Annotated in this window: 17 protein-coding genes; 15 read left to right on the forward strand and 2 right to left on the reverse strand. The window is 65.1% G+C overall.

The genetic code is table 11. The features are described from left to right. Positions 1 to 92: 92 nt before the first annotated feature. From A9W99_RS14380 to A9W99_RS14430, 11 genes are all read left to right on the forward strand, one after another. Entirely contained in the window at positions 93 to 1271 is a 1179-nt protein-coding gene (locus tag A9W99_RS14380; RefSeq protein ID WP_067378743.1) for an acyl-CoA dehydrogenase family protein, read from the forward strand. Between the two features lie 15 nt (positions 1272 to 1286). Then, positions 1287 to 2399 (forward strand): acyl-CoA dehydrogenase family protein, encoded by a 1113-nt coding sequence (locus tag A9W99_RS14385; RefSeq protein WP_067378746.1) that lies wholly within the window; start codon positions 1287 to 1289, stop codon positions 2397 to 2399. A gap of 7 nt (positions 2400 to 2406) precedes the next feature. Continuing rightward, complete coding sequence (locus tag A9W99_RS14390; RefSeq protein ID WP_082929997.1) at positions 2407 to 2892, forward strand: MaoC family dehydratase N-terminal domain-containing protein; 486 nt, start codon at positions 2407 to 2409, stop codon at positions 2890 to 2892. Positions 2893 to 2956: 64 nt separating this feature from the next. After that, complete coding sequence (locus tag A9W99_RS14395; RefSeq protein ID WP_067378752.1) at positions 2957 to 3400, forward strand: MaoC family dehydratase; 444 nt, start codon at positions 2957 to 2959, stop codon at positions 3398 to 3400. Beyond that, positions 3397 to 4599, forward strand: coding sequence for a thiolase family protein (locus tag A9W99_RS14400; protein WP_067378756.1), 1203 nt, complete (start codon positions 3397 to 3399; stop codon positions 4597 to 4599). Before A9W99_RS14395 ends, A9W99_RS14400 begins: the two co-directional genes overlap by 4 nt. Before the next feature lie 2 nt (positions 4600 to 4601). Then, positions 4602 to 5024 carry a Zn-ribbon domain-containing OB-fold protein gene (locus A9W99_RS14405; protein ID WP_067378759.1) on the forward strand — a complete coding sequence of 141 codons (423 nt, stop codon included), beginning with the start codon at positions 4602 to 4604 and terminating at the stop codon, positions 5022 to 5024. Positions 5025 to 5049: 25 nt separating this feature from the next. Continuing rightward, entirely contained in the window at positions 5050 to 5994 is a 945-nt protein-coding gene (locus A9W99_RS14410) for an alpha/beta hydrolase (RefSeq protein ID WP_067378870.1), read from the forward strand. Further along, positions 5991 to 7592 carry an NAD(P)/FAD-dependent oxidoreductase gene (locus A9W99_RS14415; RefSeq protein ID WP_067378761.1) on the forward strand — a complete coding sequence of 534 codons (1602 nt, stop codon included), beginning with the start codon at positions 5991 to 5993 and terminating at the stop codon, positions 7590 to 7592. Before A9W99_RS14410 ends, A9W99_RS14415 begins: the two co-directional genes overlap by 4 nt. A 29-nt stretch (positions 7593 to 7621) precedes the next feature. Further along, positions 7622 to 9214: a fatty-acid--CoA ligase FadD1 gene (gene fadD1 / locus A9W99_RS14420; protein WP_067378763.1), complete on the forward strand. Its 1593-nt coding sequence runs from the start codon at positions 7622 to 7624 to the stop codon at positions 9212 to 9214. A gap of 248 nt (positions 9215 to 9462) precedes the next feature. Next, positions 9463 to 10560 (forward strand): ferredoxin reductase, encoded by a 1098-nt coding sequence (locus A9W99_RS14425; protein WP_067378766.1) that lies wholly within the window; start codon positions 9463 to 9465, stop codon positions 10558 to 10560. Between the two features lie 14 nt (positions 10561 to 10574). Then, positions 10575 to 11978 (forward strand): acyl-CoA desaturase, encoded by a 1404-nt coding sequence (locus A9W99_RS14430; RefSeq protein ID WP_067378768.1) that lies wholly within the window; start codon positions 10575 to 10577, stop codon positions 11976 to 11978. A 13-nt stretch (positions 11979 to 11991) separates the two neighbouring features. On the opposite strand, the gene A9W99_RS14435 is transcribed toward A9W99_RS14430, so the two are convergent. Next, positions 11992 to 12843 (reverse strand): DMT family transporter, encoded by an 852-nt coding sequence (locus A9W99_RS14435; RefSeq protein WP_067378771.1) that lies wholly within the window; start codon positions 12841 to 12843, stop codon positions 11992 to 11994. Between the two features lie 58 nt (positions 12844 to 12901). Here A9W99_RS14435 and A9W99_RS14440 point away from each other — a divergent pair, with 58 nt between their 5' ends. From A9W99_RS14440 to A9W99_RS14450, 3 genes are read left to right on the forward strand one after another with little or no spacing between them, the layout of a single operon-like run. After that, on the forward strand, positions 12902 to 14524 hold the full coding sequence (locus A9W99_RS14440) for a class I adenylate-forming enzyme family protein (protein ID WP_067378774.1): 1623 nt from the start codon (positions 12902 to 12904) through the stop codon (positions 14522 to 14524). Then, positions 14511 to 15284 carry a class II aldolase/adducin family protein gene (locus A9W99_RS14445; protein WP_067378778.1) on the forward strand — a complete coding sequence of 258 codons (774 nt, stop codon included), beginning with the start codon at positions 14511 to 14513 and terminating at the stop codon, positions 15282 to 15284. The genes A9W99_RS14440 and A9W99_RS14445 overlap by 14 nt, the downstream gene beginning before the upstream one ends. A gap of 27 nt (positions 15285 to 15311) precedes the next feature. Next, positions 15312 to 16580: an amidohydrolase family protein gene (locus A9W99_RS14450; RefSeq protein ID WP_067378781.1), complete on the forward strand. Its 1269-nt coding sequence runs from the start codon at positions 15312 to 15314 to the stop codon at positions 16578 to 16580. 118 nt (positions 16581 to 16698) lie between these two features. On the opposite strand, the gene A9W99_RS14455 is transcribed toward A9W99_RS14450, so the two are convergent. After that, positions 16699 to 18690 carry a serine/threonine-protein kinase gene (locus tag A9W99_RS14455; RefSeq protein ID WP_067378788.1) on the reverse strand — a complete coding sequence of 664 codons (1992 nt, stop codon included), beginning with the start codon at positions 18688 to 18690 and terminating at the stop codon, positions 16699 to 16701. A 79-nt stretch (positions 18691 to 18769) separates the two neighbouring features. On the opposite strand from A9W99_RS14455, the gene A9W99_RS14460 reads away from it, so the two are divergent. Continuing rightward, positions 18770 to 20374 carry an arylsulfatase gene (locus A9W99_RS14460; protein WP_067378874.1) on the forward strand — a complete coding sequence of 535 codons (1605 nt, stop codon included), beginning with the start codon at positions 18770 to 18772 and terminating at the stop codon, positions 20372 to 20374. The last annotated feature ends 67 nt before the right edge of the window (positions 20375 to 20441 follow it).

Raw genomic sequence — 20441 nt, forward strand, 5'->3', positions numbered from 1 at the left:
GGTCTTCCCGGCCAAGTAGGGTTTGCAACTGTTAGCAACTAGTACGAGCGTTCTGCACCAAAAGTTCGGACAGCCGCGGCAAGGGAGCCGGAATGGATTTCGAACTCGACGCCGGCCAACGGGCCTGGTTGGACGAGGTCCGCGAATTCCTCCATGCCAACGTGACCGCGGAGTTGCGTGCCGAACTTGCCGAGCATGATCTCGAATTTCCCGACGGCGAGGTCGCGCAATTTCGCCGCAAGATCGGCGACAAAGGGTGGTTCGGACTGAACTGGCCGCCCGAATACGGAGGTTTAGGGCTTGGCGCTGTCTATCAGCACCTGCTGATGAGCGAGTTCGAATATTGGGGAGTGCCAGGACCCGACCTGACGGTCACCTCGGTGGCGCCGATGATCATGCGACACGGCACCGAGCAGAACAAATCCGAATGGCTGCCGCTGATCGCCAAAGGTGAAATGGTTTGCGCGGTAGGGTATTCCGAGCCTGAGGCCGGCACCGACTTGGCCAACCTGCGCACTCGGGCGACGCGCGACGGCCGGGAATGGGTGATCAACGGCAGCAAGATCTGGAATAGCGCGGCGCAGCGCGCCACCCATGAATGGCTGTGCGTGCGCACCGATCCGACCAGTACGCGCCATCACGGAATCTCGGTGATCATCGTCCCGGTCGACAGCCCGGGCGTAGAGATCCGCCCGCTGTACGCGTGGTCGGGGTATCGCACCAACGAGGTGCATTTTCGCGACGTGCGGGTGCCCCTGACCAACCTGATCGGCGAGGTCAACCGGGGCTGGAGGTACATCACCGGAGCGCTCGATCTCGAACGCGGGGCGCTGACCAACGCCGGCGACCTGCGCCGGGCGGTCGACGACTTGCGTGAGCTCGCCGTGCACCCCCGGCGAGACGGCACGGTGCCCGCTCGCAACGCGGTGCTTCGGCGCCGCCTGGCACAGGCCGAGGCCGACGTGGAGGCGGCCACGTTGATGGGCTACGAGGCAGCCTCGATTCTCGACACCGGCGTCGTCCCGACCGTGGAGGTAAGCGTCGAGAAGGTCTTCACCAGTGAACTTCGTCAGCGCATCGCCGATCTCGCGCTCGATCTGCTCGGCCCGGACGGCTTGTTGGCACACCGCAGCGCAGAAGCGCCGCTGGGCGGCAAGTTCGAACGGCTCTACCGCTCGGCGCCGTTGATGCGGTTCGGCGGCGGCACCAACGAGGTGTTGCGCGACATCATTGCCCAGCGCGGCCACGGGATGCCCACTTATGGACGTTGAGATGGACGCTGCCTGATGAGAGCCATACCGACCGCCGTGCAACGCGAGTTCGGCGCGAGTGTGCGTGCGCTGCTGGCCGCGGAGAGTCCGGTGAGCCTGATCCGGGCACTGAATGAATCCGCCGCCGATCGGAGCACTCCGGCGCTGTGGAAGGCGCTCGCCGACGCCGGCGTGTTCGGGCTCGCGATCGCCGAGGAGTACGGGGGATCTGGCGGCACACTTGACGAGCTCGCCGTCTTCTACGCCGAGGCCGGCCGCGCGCTGTGCCCGACGACGGTGCACAGCACCGTGCAGGCCGCACTGGCGATCGACCTACTCGGCACCGCCGATGCCCGCGCCGCGTGGCTGCCGGCGCTGGCAACCGGCGAGGCTCGCGGCACGACGGCACTGTGGAGCGCCCGCGACGCCGCCGTCGTCTCGGCTGTGCTGGGCGCCGAACCTGTCTCCAGCGGTGCTTGGCGGGTGAGCGGAGTCGTCGGCTATGTCGCCGACGCCGACCTCGCCGACCTCATCGTGGTATCCGCCGCGACACCGGAGGGCACATCGGTCTTCGTCGTCGACACGCGAGCCGCCGGTGTGAGTATCGAGCCGCTCACCATGGCCGGTAGGCATCGTGCATTCACCGTGCGATTCGACGATGTGGTTGTCGGATCCGACGCGCTGGTGGACCACCGGGTCACCCCGTTGGCGCTGCGCCGGGTGGCCAACGCCGCGGTGGCGTTGGGATCACTCGACCTGGTCGGGGTGGGGCAGGCCGTGCTTGACCGCACGGTCGACTACATCAAACTGCGCCACCAGTTCGGGCGGCCGATCGCGTCGTTCCAGGCGGCCCAGCATCTGGTCGCAGACATGCACATCGCCTTGGCCGCAGCGCGATTGGCCGCACACTCGGCGGTCTTCTGGATAGCGCGTGGCCGTACGGCGACCAGGGAAACGGCCATCGCGCGCATGCACGCGGCGACCGCGGCCAGACTGACAACCCTGGATGCCCATCAACTGCACGGCGGCATCGGCTACGTGACCGAGACCGATCTGCATTTGTGGTCCGAAAGAGCGCGCATCGGCTCGACTATCGGCGGCGGGCCCGACGTCGCCGCGGCATGGCTGGAGGAGAGCATTGACGACTGAGCAGTCCCTGATCGATGCCGAATCGGCGTCCCGCGTGGGCACCGTCGCCGCATCCGCGACGGGCGAGGTCAATCGACGAGATTGGCAGCGGTGGGCTGCGGCGGTCGGTGACCACAACCCGCTATGGTTTGATCCGGATTATGCCCGCGCCAACGGCTTTCGGGACATCACCTGCCCGCCGCTGTTCGTGCAATATGCCGTGCTCGGTGTCACTCGGCTGGACGGGTTGCGGCCGGACGGTTCCTCCGGCGCGGCCTCGGGAAGTCTCGCGTTCCCGAGGGCTCCCAAACGGATGGCCGGGGGTGAGAGTTTCACCTTTCATTCGCCGGCCTATCACCGAGATCAGATCGAGATGGTCCGCACCATCGAGTCCATCGTTGAAAAGCAGGGCCGCTCAGGACGATTCGTCCTCGTTACCTGGCATACGGTGTATCGCAACCAGCGCAGCGAGCTGATCGCCGAAGCGTCGACGTCGATGATCGCGCGGCCCTAGGAGCGGCGGTAATGACGCGCGCCGGCGACGATGCAGAGAGTAGCGATGAGGAGGAGCGGCGCAAATGACCGAACCGCAGGTGTTTTACGAGGATGTCGGCGTGGGCGAGCAGATTCCCACCCTGAGCGTGACCGTCGACGAAACCCAGCTGTTCTTCTTCAGCGCCGCCACCTACAACGGTCACCGGATTCACTACGACAAAGAGTGGGCTGAAAGCGAGGGCTACGACGACGTGTTGGTCCAGGGTCCGCTTCAGGCGGCGCTACTGGCCCGTGCGGTGTGCGAGTGGATCGGAGGTCGCGGCCGCCTGGTTTCCTTCTCGGTGCAGAACCGCGCGGTCGCGTATCCGGGTCAGCAGCTCCTGTTCGGCGGCATCGTCACCGGCAAGCGCCTCACCGACGCGGGGGCCGGACTGCTCGATCTAGATATCGCCGGCCGCCGCGACTCCACCGTGCTGATGCCGGGCACGGCGACCGTCCAGCTGCCCCGGCGCGGAACTCCGTCGTGACCGGCTTACGTGGTGAGGCGGCCATCGTCGGCATCGCCGAGCTGCCCGCTGAACGCCGCCCGAGTCGACCGCCGATGTTCACCCTCGACCAATACGCGTTGCTGGCGAAGATGGTCGTCGAGGATGCCGGCGTCGATCCGGCATGTATCAACGGACTGCTGACGCACGGGATAGCCGAATCGACGATGTTCGCACCGGCTACCTTGGCTGAATATCTCGGTCTGCCTTTGGATTTCGGTGAGCGAGTCGATCTGGGTGGAGCGACATCAGCGGGGATGGTGTGGCGGGCCGCTGTCGCCGTCGAACTCGGCATCTGCGACGCCGTGCTGGCCGTGGTGCCCGGATCCTCCGCCGTGCCCCAGTCCGGAAACCGTCCGCCCTCCGCGCCGAATTGGTTTGGGGCGTCGTCGAACAACTACGGTTCGCCCCAAGCGGAATTCGAAATCCCGTACGGCAACGTGGGTCAGAACGCGCCGTACGCGCAGATCGCACAGCGGTACGCGGCGGAGTTCGGCTATGACCCCGCCGCGGTCGCCAAGATCGCCGTCGACCAGCGCACCAACGCGTGCGCGCACCCGGGCGCGGTTTTCCACGGCACCCCGATCACCGTCGACGACGTGCTGGGCAGCCCGATGATCGCCGACCCGATCCACATGCTGGAAACGGTGATGCGGGTACATGGGGGAGTCGGCGTCCTGATTGCGAACGCCGATATCGCGCGTCGCGGTCGTCACCGGCCGGTGTGGATCGCCGGGTTCGGCGAGCACATCGCGTTCAAGACCCCGACCTACGCGGACGATCTGCTGCGCACCCCGATCGCGCGGGCGGCGGAGAAAGCATTCGCGATGGCGGGCCTGAGCCGATCAGATGTCGACGTCGCCTCGATCTACGACTGCTACACGATCACCGTGCTGATGAGCCTCGAGGACGCCGGCTTCTGCACCAAAGGTCAAGGCATGTCTTGGGTTAACGAACACGACCTGACTTATCGCGGCAACTTTCCGGTGAACACGGCCGGGGGACAGCTGTCTTTCGGTCAGGCGGGGATGGCGGGCGGCATGCACCACGTGGTCGACGGCGCCCGCCAGATCATGGGTCGAGCGGGCGACGCGCAGGTTCGGGACTGCCACACCGCGTTCGTGACCGGAAACGGCGGCATCATGAGCGAGCAGGTGGCGCTGCTGATGCGGGGAGACTGACCGTGAGCCGCACCGAACCCCGCCCTGTTCCAGAACCCACGCCCGTCTCGCGGCCATTCTGGGACGGCCTGGTGCAGCACCGCATCCTGGTGCAGTACTCGCCCTCGCTGCAGCGCTACGTCTTCTACCCGCGAACGCTGGCCCCCGGGACGCTGGCCGACGACCTGGAATGGCGCGAAATCGATGGTGCCGGAACGCTGTACACCTTCACCATCGCTCGCCGGCCCACCGGGCCACCCTGGGCCGACGCGACGCCGCAGTTACTCGCGGTGGTGCAGTGGGATGCCGGGCCCAGGATCAGCACCGAATTGGTCGGTGTCGATCCCGAAGGCCACGAAGCCATCCGGGTCGGAATGCGGGTGAGGCCGGTGTTCTACGATCTGCCCGAGGCCGGAATCACCCTACTGAAGTACCGTCCGGAATGACTCGATGGTGCGGTCGGAGGCGCACATGGACGATGCCGTGCAGGCAATGCTGCGTGACCTGGATGCCGGATTTCCACGTGTGGAAATCATGACCGGCCCGCAGGCCCGCGCAGCAGTGGCTGAGCGACGGGTTCCGGCAACCAACCTGGAAGATGTTCGCTGCACGGTCGATCGCACGATTCCAGCTGACGCCGGCGACATCCCGGCGCGGTTCTACTACCCGCACGGGGACCCATCGGAACACCGCCCCGGGATCGTGTATTGCCATGGCGGAGGTTTCGTCTTCTGCGACATCGAATCCCACGACGGCTTCTGTCGGGCACTGGCTCGCGGCAGCCAAACCGTCGTGGTTTCGATCGACTATCGACTTGCGCCCGAACATCCCGCGCCCGCGGCGGCGTTCGACGCTTTCGCGGCGTTTCGCTGGGTGGTGGAAAACGCCCGCGAGTTGGGGATCGATCCGGCGCGGATCGCGGTCGGCGGCGACAGCGCCGGCGGAAATCTCGCCGCGGTCACCGCCATTCTCTGCCGCGAACGAGAAGTCAGCGCACCCGCCGCACAACTTCTCATCTACCCCGCGATGGACCCCTCGTTCGACACCGACAGCTATCAGCGCTACGCCAGTGGATACGTCAACACCCGTGCGGCGATGATCTGGTACTGGCGCCAATACCTAGGCGGGCAAGAGCTTTTCGACCCGCCGTACCTGGTGGCCCCGGCACGCGCGGAATCCCATGCGGGGCTGCCACCGGCGGTGATCGTCACAGCCGGCCTGGACACGTTGCACAGCGAAGGGTGCGGCTATGCACGGCAGTTGCGCAGCGCGGGGGTGCGGGTGATACACCGTGATTTTCCCGGCCTCTTCCACGGGTTCATGACCATTCAACTCTTGCCCGCGGCAGTGTCGGCCCTGCAGCTGGTCTGCCGCGACTTGCGGCAGCTGCTGTCTCCGAGCCTGGAGCCACGGTGACGTCGGCGACCGACGTGATCGTCATCGGCGCAGGGTTCGCCGGACTCTACGCCGTGCACCGGGCGGTGGCGGCGGGCCTTTCGGTGACCGCCCTCGAGGCGGCGCCCGACGTGGGTGGAACCTGGTATTGGAACCGCTATCCCGGCGCCCGCTGCGACGTCGAAAGTGTCGACTACTCTTACTCATTCGACGAAACGCTGCAGCAGAGCTGGCAGTGGAGCGAGCGGTTCGCCGCGCAACCGGAGATCCTGGCCTACCTGCGGCACGTCGCCGAGCGCTACGACCTGCGCCGCCATTACCGGTTCGGTTGCGACGTGGTGGCCGCCGAGTTCGACCAGGACTCCTCACATTGGCGTGTTCGCACCGCGGCGGGTGACACCCATACCGCGCGGTTTCTGTTGTGCGCCACGGGCTGCCTGTCGGCCCTGAATCGCCCCGACATTCCCGGCGTCAACGATTTCACCGGCGAGGTGTACTTCACCGCGGCGTGGCCGCGCGAGGATCCCGATCTGCGGGGCAAGCGCGTCGGCGTTATCGGCACGGGTTCGTCTGGCATCCAAGTGATTCCGATCGTCGCCGAGCAGGCCGCGACGCTGGTGGTCTTCCAGCGGTCGGCGAACTACAGCATTCCCATGCCCAACCGGCCATGGTCGGCCGAGGAGCAACGGCAGATTCAGGCGGAATATCCCGAACGCCGGCGGAAATCGGCATACGCGGCTGCGGGGACTCCGCACGGTACGTATCACAAGAAAGCCGTCGACACCGAACCCGCCGAGCGCACAGAGGCATTGTGGCGGCGCTGGCGGGAGGGCGGCGTGCTTTTCGCCAAGACCTTCCCCGACCAGACCAGCGATCTGGCAGCCAACGACATCGCTCGCGAGTTCGCCGAGCAGCGGATTCGCGAAATCGTCAACGATCCAGTCGTAGCGGCCGATCTGATCCCGGTCGACCACCCCATCGGCACCAAACGGATTTGCACTGATGCCGGTTACTACGCCACCTTCAACCGGGACAACGTCCGGCTGGTGAACCTGCGCCGCGAGCCCATCGAGACGATCACCGCCGAGGGGGTCAGAACCTACGGCACCAGCTATCCGTGTGATGCACTGATCTTCGCCACCGGCTTCGACGCGATGACCGGTGCCCTGACCCGCATCGACCCCAGCGGCCCGAGCGGAGAGCGATTACGCGACATCTGGGCCGACGGCCCGCTGACGTTCCTGGGCCTGATGGTGCCCGGCCTCGCAAACCTGTTCAGTGTCAGCGGACCTGGCGCCCCTTCGGTGCTGGCGAACATGGTGCTGCACGCCGAGGTTCAGGTCGACTGGGTCATGGACCTGATAGTGACCGCGCGCCGCCTCGGGGTCAGCGAAGTCGAACCGCGCCTCGACGCCGCCCGGGAATGGACCGACCACGTGGCAGCAGCCGCCGAGCAGACGCTGTTTCCCCGGGCGGCATCATCGTGGTACCTGGGCGCCAATATCGAAGGCAAGAAACGGATGTTCATGCCCTACGCGGGAGGCTTCGGCGCTTACCGCCGCCACTGCGACGAGGTAGCCCGGCGCGGCTATGCCGGCTTGGTGCTGACAACCCAGTGACGAGGGCCAGGTAGACAGAAAGCGAGACCGTGCCGGAGACCGTTCAGCAGATACTGCGGCAGCGCAGAGACGACGACACCCCTGCCATCGCCTACGGCGACCGCACCTGGACCTGGCGCGAACACCTCGCCGAGGCCGAGGCCGAAGCGGCCGCCCTGATCGGACTCGCCGACGTAACCCGTCCGCTGCACGTCGGCGCGCTGCTCTCCAATTCCCCGGCGATGCTTCGCGCGATGGCCGCCGCGGCGCTGGGCGGCTATGTGCTGTGCGGCATCAACACCACTCGGCGCGGAGCCGGACTGCTCGCCGACCTCCGTCGCTCGGACTGTCAACTCCTTCTCGTCGACACCGAACACGTGTCTCTGCTGAACAGCTTGGAGCTCAACGGGATTCAGGTGCTCAATGTGGACGAGGCGCGTTACACCGAAGCGGTGGCCACGGCGTCACCGCTGGTTGCGCACCGTGAGGTCACCGGTCCCGACACGCTGATGATGATCTTCACCTCCGGCACCAGCGGCGATCCCAAGGCCGTGCGGTTCGCGCACGGGATGGCTGTCATGTGCGGTGCCAGCCTGATCTATCAGTACGACGTGACCGCCGACGACGTTTGCTACCTGTCGATGCCGTTGTTTCATTCCAACGGCGTTGCGGCAGGCTGGGCGGTCGCCATTGGAAGCGGCGCGACGATGGTCCCGGCCCGGTTCTCGCCGTCACGTTTTCTCGACGACGTACGCCGCTATCACGTGACGTACATGAACTACGTCGGCAAACCGCTCGCGTTGATCCTCGACACCCCTGAACGCCCCGACGACGCCAAGAATACGCTCCGGGTGGCGTTCGGCAACGAGGCGACCGATCGCGATATCGCCGAATTCGCAAGGCGTTTCGGATGCCGCGTGGTGGACAGTTTCGGCTCCAGCGAGTTCGCGGTGATCGTCGTGCGGGAGGACGGCACGCCTCCGGGGTCGATTGGCAAGCCCTACCCGGGAGTGAGCATCTACAACCCGGAGATGTTGACCGAGTGCGCGGTCGCGCAGTTCGACGAACACGGCGCCCTGACCAATTTCGAAGAAGCCGTCGGCGAACTCGTCAACACCCAGGGCGCGGGGCCGTTCACCGGGTACTACAAAGATCCCTCGGCAACGGCCCAGCGGATGCGGCACGGCATGTACTGGTCCGGCGATCTGGCCTATCGCGACGCTGCCGGCTGGATTTACCTCGCGGGTCGCACCGCCGATTGGATGCGCGTCGATGGCGAGAATATGGCCGCGGCGACGCTGGAGCGCATTTTGGAGCGGCTGCCGCAGATCAGCCAGGCAGCGGTCTATGCGGTCCCCGACGACAGAGTCGGGGACCAGGTGATGGCGGCCCTGGTCCTGCGCGATGGGACGTGCTTGGAAGCCGCCGACTTCGAGGACTTCCTCGCTTCACAACCCGACCTGTCGCCAAAGGCCTGGCCGCGCTATGTCCGGATCAACGACGAACTACCGGTGACGGCGACCAACAAAATCCTCAAACGTCGGCTGATCGAGGCCGGCGCCAATGCGCAAGGCGGCGTGTTGTGGACCCGGCCGGCTCGCGGCCGGACCTACAGGCCCGGTGGCTTGAAGACCCTCCGCTGACCACTGGTCATCTAACTCCGCGGGGGTGACCTGAGGGTCGATGTTTGCGCTGCGCCGCCGGTGGGCAAGCCAATAGGTGTTGTCGTCGACGGCATTCATGCGCATATTCAACCGACGGCCCCCGCCGAGTTCACTTGAGTGAACGTCTGTATCAATTTCAACTGTGAGAACGTATTTCGATTTGCTTATAGATCACTGCGATTGATCGCTGCGGTTGAATTGAGTGAACAACTGTGTACTATAGCACTATGGCGGAGCGAGGTGCGCAGCCCCAAGTCCCACGCGGTCGCAGGTTGTTCCTGCGGGCCGTGCGACGGCTGTTCAGCCCGTTGCAGCCCGACGACTACCTGGAGATGATCAACCCGCTCTGGACCACGAAGGAGCTGCGCGGCAAGGTCGATCGCGTTGAGCCCCAAGGCTCTGAAGCGGCGAGCGTTCTGATTCGGCCGGGGTATGAGTGGCCCGGTCACAAGCCCGGTCAGTACGTGCGCCTGGGTGTCGTGATCGACGGCGTCTACCACTGGCGGGCCTATTCGCTGACATCGGATCCATCGCCCGAAGACGGCTTGATCAGTGTCACCCCGAAAAAGGTGGACGGCGGCGTGGTCTCGCCCTATCTGGTGCAGAAAATCCAGTCCGGTGACTTGGTGCGGCTCGGCGAAATCGAGGGTGTGTTCACGCTACCCGAACCGCTGCCACCCAAGATGTTGTTCATCAGCGCCGGCAGCGGCATCACACCGATCATGAGCATGCTGCGCAGCCTCGACCGTCGTGACCAACTGGACGACGTCGTCGTCATCCACTCGGCTCGGACCCGCGAACAGGTCATGTTTTTGTCCGTCCTCGAAGACCTCGATCGCCGCCACGACGGGCTGCGGCTGGATCTGCGCCTGACGTCCGAGCGGGGCCGGCTTGAGCCGGCAGACCTCGACGAGGTCTGCCCGGACTGGCGCGACCGTGAGGCCTTCTGTTCGGGGCCGGGGGAGATGCTCGATGCGCTGACCGAGCACTGGAAGAACAACGGCGATTGCGATCGTCTGCACATGGAACGGTTCCAGCCCAAGATCGGTGGTGACGGCGCTACCGGTGAGGGTGGCGACATCTGCTTCCTGGACAGCGAGAAGACCGTCGAATGTGACGGCGGCACATCAATTTTGGAAGCCGGCGAGAAAGCCGGTCTCAACCTCGCCTTCGGCTGCCGCATCGGAATCTGCCACACCTGCGTCGGCACGCTGAAGTCCGGCAAGCTGCGGGATTTGCGCTCCGGCGACGTCATCGAACCTACCGGGCAGGATGTGCGGATCTGTATCAACACCGCCGAAGGCGACGTCGAACTCGAACTGTGACGAAAGGATTTGGGGTGACTTCTAGTTTGCAACGCTCAGAATCCCCGTTCGCTCATTTGGGCGAGCAAGAACGGGAGAAGCTGGCGAAGGAACTCGACGCGATTCACGACGAGGTGTTCGCCGATCTCGGCGAGCGCGACCGTCGCTATATCAAAACCGTCATTTCGGTGCAGCGGCAGATTGTGGTGGTCGGTCGGGTGTTATTGCTGGCATCGCGATCTAAAACCGCATGGGTCCTCGGCACGGCGTGCCTGGGTATGGCCAAGATCTTGGAGAACATGGAGATCGGCCACAACGTCATGCACGGCCAATGGGATTGGATGAACGATCCTGACATTCATTCTTCGGTGTGGGACTGGGACACCGCGTCGACCAAGGAGGCGTGGAAGCACTCGCACAATTACATCCACCACACCTACACCAACATCCTGGGCAAGGACAAAGACCTCGGCTACGAGATCATGCGGATCGATCCCAACCAGAAGTGGCATCCGCGTTATCTTGGACAACCGCTCTACAACCTGCTCCTCACGGCGCTCTTCGAGTGGGGCGTGGCCGTCCACGATATGGACATCGAGGCCATCCGGGCCGGAGAGAAGCCGTGGTCGGAGGTGCGCAAAGACCTCAAAGGTATTGGTGGCAAGGCACGTTCGCAGATCTTCAAGGACTACCTGGGCTGGCCGCTGATCAGTGCGGGCGCGTTCGCGCTGGTGCAGCTGGTGTCGCGCGGCCGGCTCGGGCAACCGGCGGAGTCGCGTATCGGCAGGCGGCTCCGGAGGATTTCGGGCAGGGGGCGGGTCGGGGCGGCGGCGACGTTCCTCGACCGGACACTGCCCGGCGTCGAAAGCACCTATCTGCGCACCCTGGCCGCCGACGCCGCGGCCAACGTCATCCGCAACGTGTGGGCGCACGCCATCATCTTCTGCGGACATTTCCCCGACCAGACCTACACGTTCACCGAACAAGAAGTCGAGAACGAGACGCGTGGCGACTGGTATCTGCGACAACTCGTCGGTGCGGCCAACATCGAGGGCAGTCCGCTGTTCCACGTCATCAGCGGCAATCTGGGTTATCAAGTCGAGCATCACCTGTATCCCGACATGCCGAGCAGCCGCTACTCGGAGATCGCCCCGAAGATCAAAGACATCTGCGAACGCTACGAGCTGCCGTACAACACCGGCCGGTTTTCCAAGCAATGGTTCACGGTGCACCGCAGCATCTTTCGATTGGCCTTCCCGGGTGGCAAGCCCCGGCCAAAGCCCGGGCCGTACCGCAGCGACGATCGGCGTTCCGAGCCGCGTACCGACGGTGAGGCGACTCGATTCCGTGAGCGTGTTCCGGCCGAACACCCAGCCGCCGGCCCGGAGCACGAGTCGAGCGGTGTAGAGGTGGAGCCGCCACCGCGCGGCAACGATTGAGCCGGCTCGTCACTCAGTCTGTTTCGGCGGGGGTTGGCGCTTCCCCGAATCGGGCCAGCATCAGGGTGCCGGCGACCGCTATCGCAAATCCCAACACAACCAGCCAGCCGAGCCCCTCGCGTGCGCGGTCACCCAGCCACACCGCCCCGACGAGTGCCGGTGCGACAGTTTCACCGACGACCATCGCGGCGACGGTCGTGGTTACGGATCCGCGCTGCAACGCGGATGTGAACAAAAGAAATCCAATGGCGCCGCCTGCGATCGCGGCGTACAGGGCCGGATTGATGTAAAAGGCGGCCTTGGTCGGGGCGATAACGTCGATCAGGCGCACGCCGACTTCCACCACACCGAAGCCGGTGCCCGCGCCGAAGCCGAGGGCCAGCGCACGCTCTCGATCACTTAATCGACCAGCGGCGACACCGGCGATGAGGATCGCGACTACCACCCCCAACAGGGCCCAGCCGAGGCCGGCCGGTGCGCGCCGAAAGTGCCCGGGTCCGGCGGCGCAAGCGAGCACGGCGAGGCTCACACAGACAATGCCTACCGCTGTCCACTCTGCCGGCGACAGTCGCGCAGACAGGGCCCACGCGGACACGACGCCGGTGACCGCGATCGAAGCGGCGAGCGCAGCGGCGACGACATAGATCGGTACCAAGCGCAGTGCTATCACCTGCAGGACAAATCCGAGGCCGTCAAGACCGATGCCGGCGAGGTATCGCCATTGCCGGGCAGCGCGCAATACCAACGCAGCGTCGACACCCGACCTGCTCTCGCCTTGCACCGATCGGGCCGCTACGGCTTGCAATACCGAAGCCGTGCCGTAGCACACCGAACAGCCCAGGGCCAGCACGAAACCGATCAGCACAGACCGACAATATGCTGCGGCGGGGGCATGCCGTCACCTCGTTCCCTATCATCGGTTGATGAGCGTTGGTGGACTGGAGGCCGCGGGATCGCCGGCTTTCACCGCCGAGGACGCCGCCTGGTATCGAGCGCAGGGCTGGTGGTCCGACGTCACGCTGTCCGACGCGGTACGCGCCAACGCCGCCCGCACACCCGGCCGGGCTGCCTACGTAGACCAGCCGGGCATGTTGCTGACATGGAATGAATTCGACTATGCGGCGAGCACTCTGGCGCAACAGCTGGCCGGGTCTGGCGTCGCGCGCGGCGACCGGGTAGCGGTTTGGCACGGCGACTCCGCCGCCATCCACGCGCTGTTCGTCGCGGTCGAACGCTGCGGCGCTGTCGTCGTCGGCATCGGGGCGCGCGCCGGTACCCGAGAGGCCGCTGCGGTCCTGCGCGGTTCGCGGCCCAAGGTCCTGATCAGCGATCAACAGCGCAGCGCGGCCGCGACGCAGGTGGCTGTCGACCTCGAACTGCCGCTATCAGTCTTGAGTCGCGACGCAGGCGTCCTGCGGCTGGACACTCAAGCCGACCCCCGGGCGCCGTCACTCGAGTCCCAGCTCGGCGCCGACGATGTCTTCCTGATCAACTCCACCTCGGGCACCACCGGGTTGCCCAAATGTGTCGTGCACACCCAGACCCGTTGGTTCTACTTTCACCAGAAGGCCGTCGCCAACGGGCTACTGACCAGCGACGACATCTTCTTACCCGTCATACCCATGCCGTTCGGCTTCGGAATCTGGACCAGCCATACCACCCCCATCTACCTTGGTGCCACCGCGGTGATCCTGGATAGGTTCACGGCGAGGTCGGCCTGCGAGGCGATAACTCGGCATCAGGTGACCGTACTATGTTGTGTCAGTACGCAATTGACGATGTTGATGGCCGACCGTGCGTCCCGGGATTTCGACCTGAGTTCGTTGCGTGTCGTATTCGCCGGCGGGGAGGCATTGCCGTATCGGCCGGCCGCCGAATTCGAGGAACTCACTGGGGCCAAGATCCTGCAGTTCTACGGCTCCAACGAGACCGGAATGCTGAGCGCGACCACGCTGGATGACTCCCGCGAGCGCCGCCTCCGCACGAGCGGCCGGATCGTGCCGGAGATGTCGGTCCGGCTCTTCGACGGCGACACGGACGTCACCGCGACGGGGCAAGGTCAGCCGGTGTGCCGCGGCCCGGCGACCAGCCTCGGCTACCTCGGCGGTGCCGACCACGACAAGCTGTTCACCCTCGACGGGTGGATGCGGATGGGCGATATCTGCCGGATCGACGCCGACGGCTACCTGAGCGTCACCGGCCGAACGTCGGATTTCATCCTGCGCGGCGGTAAGAACATCAGCGCGGCACAGGTCGAGGACGCGGTCACGACGCATCCCGCGATCGCGGTGGCTGCCGCGGTCGCGATGCCGGACCGAGTGTTCGGCGAAAAGGTTTGCGTCTACGCCGAAGTCGTCGACGCTCACACCATCAACCTAGCGGAGCTCGTCGAGCATCTGCTGTCGCTGGGGACTTCGAAGGAGCTGCTTCCCGAACGACTCATCGTGGTCGACGAGCTACCCCGATCGTCCGGGGGCAAGGTCGCCAAAGGCGCGCTGCGCGCAGACATTCGAGACAGGATGGAGGCCAATTGTGAAAGCTCCTGACGCACGCCGAGGCGGCCTCGAGGTGTGGGCGCCATCGCTAGTGCCGCCGATCGGAGTCGAGCTGTCGAAGGAGCAGGCGCTGGCAGTGGCCTTCCGCCATCTCGCCGCGATCGGGTTCGCGGAGAATATGGCCGGACACATCACCTGGCAGCCCGACGGGCAAACGAACATGTTGGTCAATCCATGGGGCCTGTGGTGGGCCGAACTGACCGCATCCGACATCTGCGTGGTGGACAGCGACGCGCGCGTCGTTCGTGGTCGTTGGGACGTCACTCCGGCGATCCATATCCACACCGAACTGCACCGGGTACGCGATGACGCCCGCGTGGTCATCCACAATCACCCGTACTACGTATGCGTGCTTGCTGCCCTGGGCCGGCTGCCCGAGTTGGTGCATCAGACCGGTTCACTGTTCCTGGACGACCTCTGCCTGGTCGACACCTACGATGGCGAAATCGACAGCGCTTCCCGCGCAGCCGAACTCGCGGCCCGCATCGGCGTCGCCAACCTCACAATCCTGGCCAACCATGGCGTTATCGCAACCGGCCGCAACCTGCCCGAAGCCGTCTATCGTGCGGCATCGATCGAGCGGGTGTGCAAGCTGGCCTATGACGTCATGCTGACCGGCAAGGAGCCGGTGGCGATGAATTGGTCGGACATGGCGGGGATGAAAAGGTCGCTTGTCGAACGTGCCGCCGACGTCTATTGGGCCGGGGCGGCGCGGCTGACCATCAAAGCCGATCCCGATGTGCTCACCTGAACCGCGAGCAGAGGGAGATTGCCGACCATGAAATCGATTGACGAGCTGGCCGCGAACCTGAACTTCACCACAGCCAAGACCGGCGCGGACCGTTCGGTCACCTTCCTGCCCGATCCGCCGCGGGCGCGGCGCCGCTACACGGTGATCTCCGTCGACGACCACATCGTCGAACCTCCGGACACCTTCACCGGACGTCTGCCGCGAAAGTTCGCCGACCGTGCCCCCAGGGTCGTGGACACCGGGGAGGGCGGACAGACGTGGGTCTACGACGGCCAGGAGCTGCCCAATGTCGGCTTCAACGCCGTGGTCGGGCGGCCGGTTTCGGAGTACGGCTTCGAGCCGGTTCGGTTCGACGAAATGCGCAGGGGCGCTTGGGATATCCATGCGCGCATCAAGGACATGGATCTCAACGGCATCTACGCCTCACTCAACTTTCCGTCGTTCCTGCCGGGCTTTGCCGGCCAGCGGCTGCAGCAGGTGACCAAGGATCGCGACCTCGCGCTGGCTTCGGTGCGGGCATGGAACGATTGGCACCTTGAGGTCTGGGCGGGTTCGTATCCGGACCGGATCATCGCGTGCCAGTTGCCGTGGCTGCTCGATCCCGAGGTCGGCGCCAACATGATCTACGAGAACGCCGAGCGTGGCTTCCACGCAATCACTTTCAGCGAAAACCCGGCAATGCTCGGACTGCCGAGTATTCATTCCGGGCATTGGGACCCGATGATGGCTGCGTGCGCGGAAACCGGGACTGTGGTGAATTTGCACATCGGATCTTCGGGTTCGTCGCCGTCCACCACCGCGGACGCGCCGCCCGACGTCCAGGGTGTGTTGTTCTTCGCCTACGCCATTTCGGCCGCGGTCGACTGGTTGTACTCGGGACTGCCCAGCAGGTTCCCCGATCTGAAGATCTGTTTGTCGGAAGGCGGAATCGGCTGGGTAGCCGGTCTGCTGGACCGGCTCGACCATATGCTGAGCTACCACGAGATGTATGGCACCTGGCAGGCGCTGGGTGAGAGTTTGACGCCCGCAGAGGTTTTCATTCGTAATTTCTGGTTCTGCGCGGTCGAGGACAAGTCGTCGTTCGTCCAGCGGGACCGCATCGGCGTGGACAACATCATGCTGGAAGCTGACTACCCGCACTGCGATTCGACGTGGCCGCACACCCAGGAGACGATCCATGAGCAGATCGGCGACCTCCCGCCCGACGTGATCCGCAAGTTCAGCTGGGAGAACGCTTCGCGTTTGTACCGCCACCCGGTGCCGGCGGAGATACAGGAGGATCCGGACGCTTTCTGACGGCTTCAACGGCATTGCGCACCAAGTTATTTTGTCGCGGACGTAAAGATGCACTTGCCCGGGGCGGCATTCGTCGCCTGAGGCGTTCGGTGTGAAGCTTCACACCCAAAGCCCAGGCTTAATGGATTTGGTTGGCCAGTTTGCCGACCAACGCTTGGTTGAGATAGGCATTCGCGGCTGGGCCGCCGGTGTTCAACGCGGTGATGGTGGCCGGGTCGTCGACGATGACCAAGATACCGGTGTATGCGTTGAAACCCGTTGGCAAGCCGTTATATCCGCCGCCACCAGCGGCTGGATCGGTGCGGCACAAAATCAAAACCGCGGTCGACAGAGCCTGGAAAAAGGCGCTCGGGGTGTCCAGCGGGACTTCGGGGAGGTCAGTAGGCCCGCGCCGGAAGTTGGTGTTGTAGCTGAACCCCAGATTTTCCAGGTAGCTCGTCGGCCGCGACACGCGCGCCGCCGCGGTGGTGGCGGCACCGGAGAAGTTCACCACGGTGATCGATTTGCCGCCAAAGCCCGGATGTTGGGATTTGATGGTGGCAATCCGCGACGCTTCTTCGGCGATCAGTGATTTCGCGGTATCGGAGCGGCCGAGCGCCTGAGCGATCCACGTCAGCTGCGCCTGCCAGGTCCAGTCCTGCGTGCTGTCAGCCGGTCGGGTCAACGTGGGCGCGACGGCGGCCAACTTGTCGTAGGTGGCTTTGTCAACGTCACCGGTGTCGATGATCAGGTCGGGTCTGGCGGCGGCTACCGCTGCCGGATTAGGGGCTCCGAGCACCGGCGGGGACGAATGCACCAGGGACTGAATCCAATTGGGCAAGTTTCCGGTCATGCCCCCGATCGCCACCGGCTGGACGCCTAGTGACAACACCGCGTCGGGATCGCCCGGTCCCAGGGAAGCGATGGCCAGCGGCCGCCGATCGAGATGAACGGCCCCGTTGACTCCGGTGAGCGTCTGCGGTTGATACGGCGCCAATCCGCCACCACGGTGGTGTCCTACCAGAGACACCGTCACGGCGGTGACCACTGCGGCCACGGTGAGTGCCAACGCGGTCAGGATTAGGCCCCGCCTAGGCCGTCGCCGGGGTAGTTGGCCCGGACCAGGAACGAAAGATGGGCCGGCCGGCGGCGGGTGCGGCACGGGAGCAACCTGATGCCCAGGTGGTGTCGTCGGCTGCGGCGGCGGGATCGGATGCGACACCGGCGTGGTCGTCCAACTCCGTGTCTGGGACCCACTGCCTGATGAGGGCGTGGCGGCATGACCGGTTAGTGCGGCCGCGGTCGCGGTGGCCAACTCGCCCGCGGTGCTGAACCGGTCGGCTGGATTCTTTGCCATCGCGCGGGCGATCACGGCGTCGATGGCCGGTGGCAGGCCCGGGGTCACCTCGCTCGGACGTGGCACGGGCCGCATCATGTGGGCCATCAACATCGCTGGCAGCGAACCGGTCTCGCCGTACGGAGTTCTCCCTGTCACCAGCCGAAACAGCGAGCAGCCCAGCGAATAGATGTCGGCCCGATGGTCGACCGTTTCGCCTTCGATTGCCTCCGGCGCGGCATATGCCGCGGTGAAGACCAGCGATCCGGTCGCGGTCAGTGAGGAGGCGTCGTCGAGCGCGCGAGCGATCCCGAAATCGGCGAGCAGAACTTGCTCCTGATCGGCCGCCGGGAAGTCCATTGGTCCGGAAATCAGGAAGTTCCCGGGTTTTACGTCGCGGTGCAGTACCCGCCTGGAGTGGGCGTAATCGAGCGCCCTGGCGACGCCGGTGGTAATACGCGCGATCCGTGCTGGTGTGAGGTTCACGCTCGAGATATCGTTGGCCGCAGTGCCTTTGACATACTCCATGGCTATCCACAGCTGGCCGTCGGCCGTTTCGCCGCGGTCGAAGACGGTGACGATATTGGGATGATTCAACGTGGCGGCCAGATCGGCTTCGCGGATGAATCGGGCGCGAAACTTTTGGTCCAGGGAGAGCTCGGTGGACAGAATTTTCAGCGCATCGCTGCGGGGCAGAGTCGGATGGCGCGCCAGATACACCGTGCCCATCCCCCCGGAGCCCAGCACACCCTCGATCCGGTAGCCGGCGACCACCGTTCCCACAGCTAGCGGCATTGAACGATCCTGATCAGGGCTTACCGAGATGCGGATGGTAGCTCATGCTACCAATCGAGGGCTCGTTATCGTCATGGAGATGAAGCGTCCCAACTTCCTGGTCATAGTGGCAGACGATCTCGGATTTTCCGATATCGGCGCGTTCGGCGGCGAGATCAACACGCCGAACCTGGACCGGTTGGCGTACGCGGGATGCCGCCTCACCGATTTTCATTCGGCGCCGGCCTGCTCACCCACTCGGGCGATGCTGTTGACCGGCACCGACCACCACATCGCCGGCATCGGCACGATGCTCGAGGTCGCGCTCCCCGAATTCGCCGGCGCACCAGGCTATGAAGGCTATCTGAACGATCGGGTGGTGACCCTGCCCGAGCTGTTGCGCGACGGCGGCTATCTCACGTTGATGTCGGGCAAGTGGCACCTGGGCGACACGATCGAGACCTCACCGTGGGCGCGAGGATTCGAGCGTTCGTTCGCCCTGCTGCCGGCCGGTGCCAGCCACTATGGCGGTGCACAGGGTGGCGGGTTCTCCCCGGTGCCAACGCTTTACACCGAAGACGACCGATTTGTCACGGTCGGCGACGACTTCTACTCGTCGGACTCCTTTACCGATACCTTGTTGCGCTACTTCCGGGAACGCTCCGACGGCGACCACCGGCCCTTCTTCGCCTACCTGCCCTTTCAGGCGCCGCACTGGCCGCTACAAGCCCCTCGAGAATCCGTCGCGACGTATCACGGCCGCTACGACGCCGGGCCGGACGCCTTACGCGACGCCCGCTTGGCCGCGCTGAAGCGACTGGGCCTATGCGAGCCCGATGTCACGCCGCACCCGGTCGTGGCCGATGGCGCCCCCGAGTGGACGGACATGACGGCCGACGAACGCGCGCGCTCGGCACGCAGTATGGAGGTTTACGCCGGCATGGTCGAGCGCATGGATTGGAACATCGGGCGGGTGATCGACTACCTGACCGAGACCGGTGAACTTGACGAGACGGTCGTAATCTTTCTGTCCGATAATGGCGCAGAAGGCGCGATCGTCGAGGCGATGCCGCTGCGTGGCCCGCAGATCGCCGCACAGATCGAAAAGTATTGCGACAACAGCCTCGACAACCTCGGCGAGCCCACTTCCTATATCTGGTACGGCCCGCGCTGGGCACAGGCCGCCACCGCGCCGTCACGTCTGCACAAGGCATTCACCACCGAAGGCGGGATCCGTGTCGTCGGCTTCGTCACCTGGCCCGGCTTCGCCCGGCAGCAGGAAATCGGTACCGCGTTCGCGACGGTCATGGACATCGCCCCCACCGTGCTGGAACTCGCGGGCACCGCACACCCCAGCACCTACCATGGCCGCGAAGTGGTGGGCATGCGTGGCCGCTCACTGGTGGGCTATCTGTCGCGGACCACCGATGCGGTGCACGACGGCGACACCGGTACCGGTTGGGAGTTGTTCGGCCGGCGCGCCATCCGACAGGGCAACTGGAAGGCGCTCTACCTGCCGCCGCCGTATGGACCGGGCACCTGGCAACTCTATGACCTCTCGAATGACCCGGGCGAGATCGACGATCTCGCGCGCTCACAACCCGACAAGCTGGCCGAGCTCCTCGAGCTGTGGGAGCGCTACGTGCAGGACAACGGCGTGATCCTGGATCCTGTCTCGGTCTACGAAGTCGACTTGCCTTCGTGAGATTGTGCGTTGTGCGGGAAGCGGTTTCGTGTGGAACGGCTTGCGCGTTGTGGCGGCCGGTTGACTG

This window comes from Mycobacterium sp. 1164966.3 (assembly GCF_001665395.1).
Lineage (GTDB): Bacteria > Actinomycetota > Actinomycetes > Mycobacteriales > Mycobacteriaceae > Mycobacterium.

What these genes read in the sequence shown, in the direction of transcription:
- A9W99_RS14380 (WP_067378743.1), top strand. Translation starts at nt 93, where the DNA reads ATGGATTTCGAACTCGACGCCGGCCAACGGGCCTGGTTGGACGAGGTC.
- A9W99_RS14385 (WP_067378746.1), top strand. Translation starts at nt 1,287, where the DNA reads ATGAGAGCCATACCGACCGCCGTGCAACGCGAGTTCGGCGCGAGTGTG.
- A9W99_RS14395 (WP_067378752.1), top strand. Translation starts at nt 2,957, where the DNA reads ATGACCGAACCGCAGGTGTTTTACGAGGATGTCGGCGTGGGCGAGCAG.
- A9W99_RS14410 (WP_067378870.1), top strand. Translation starts at nt 5,050, where the DNA reads ATGGACGATGCCGTGCAGGCAATGCTGCGTGACCTGGATGCCGGATTT.
- A9W99_RS14425 (WP_067378766.1), top strand. Translation starts at nt 9,463, where the DNA reads ATGGCGGAGCGAGGTGCGCAGCCCCAAGTCCCACGCGGTCGCAGGTTG.
- A9W99_RS14440 (WP_067378774.1), top strand. Translation starts at nt 12,902, where the DNA reads ATGAGCGTTGGTGGACTGGAGGCCGCGGGATCGCCGGCTTTCACCGCC.
- A9W99_RS14450 (WP_067378781.1), top strand. Translation starts at nt 15,312, where the DNA reads ATGAAATCGATTGACGAGCTGGCCGCGAACCTGAACTTCACCACAGCC.
- A9W99_RS14455 (WP_067378788.1), bottom strand. Translation starts at nt 18,690, where the DNA reads ATGCCGCTAGCTGTGGGAACGGTGGTCGCCGGCTACCGGATCGAGGGT.
- A9W99_RS14460 (WP_067378874.1), top strand. Translation starts at nt 18,770, where the DNA reads ATGAAGCGTCCCAACTTCCTGGTCATAGTGGCAGACGATCTCGGATTT.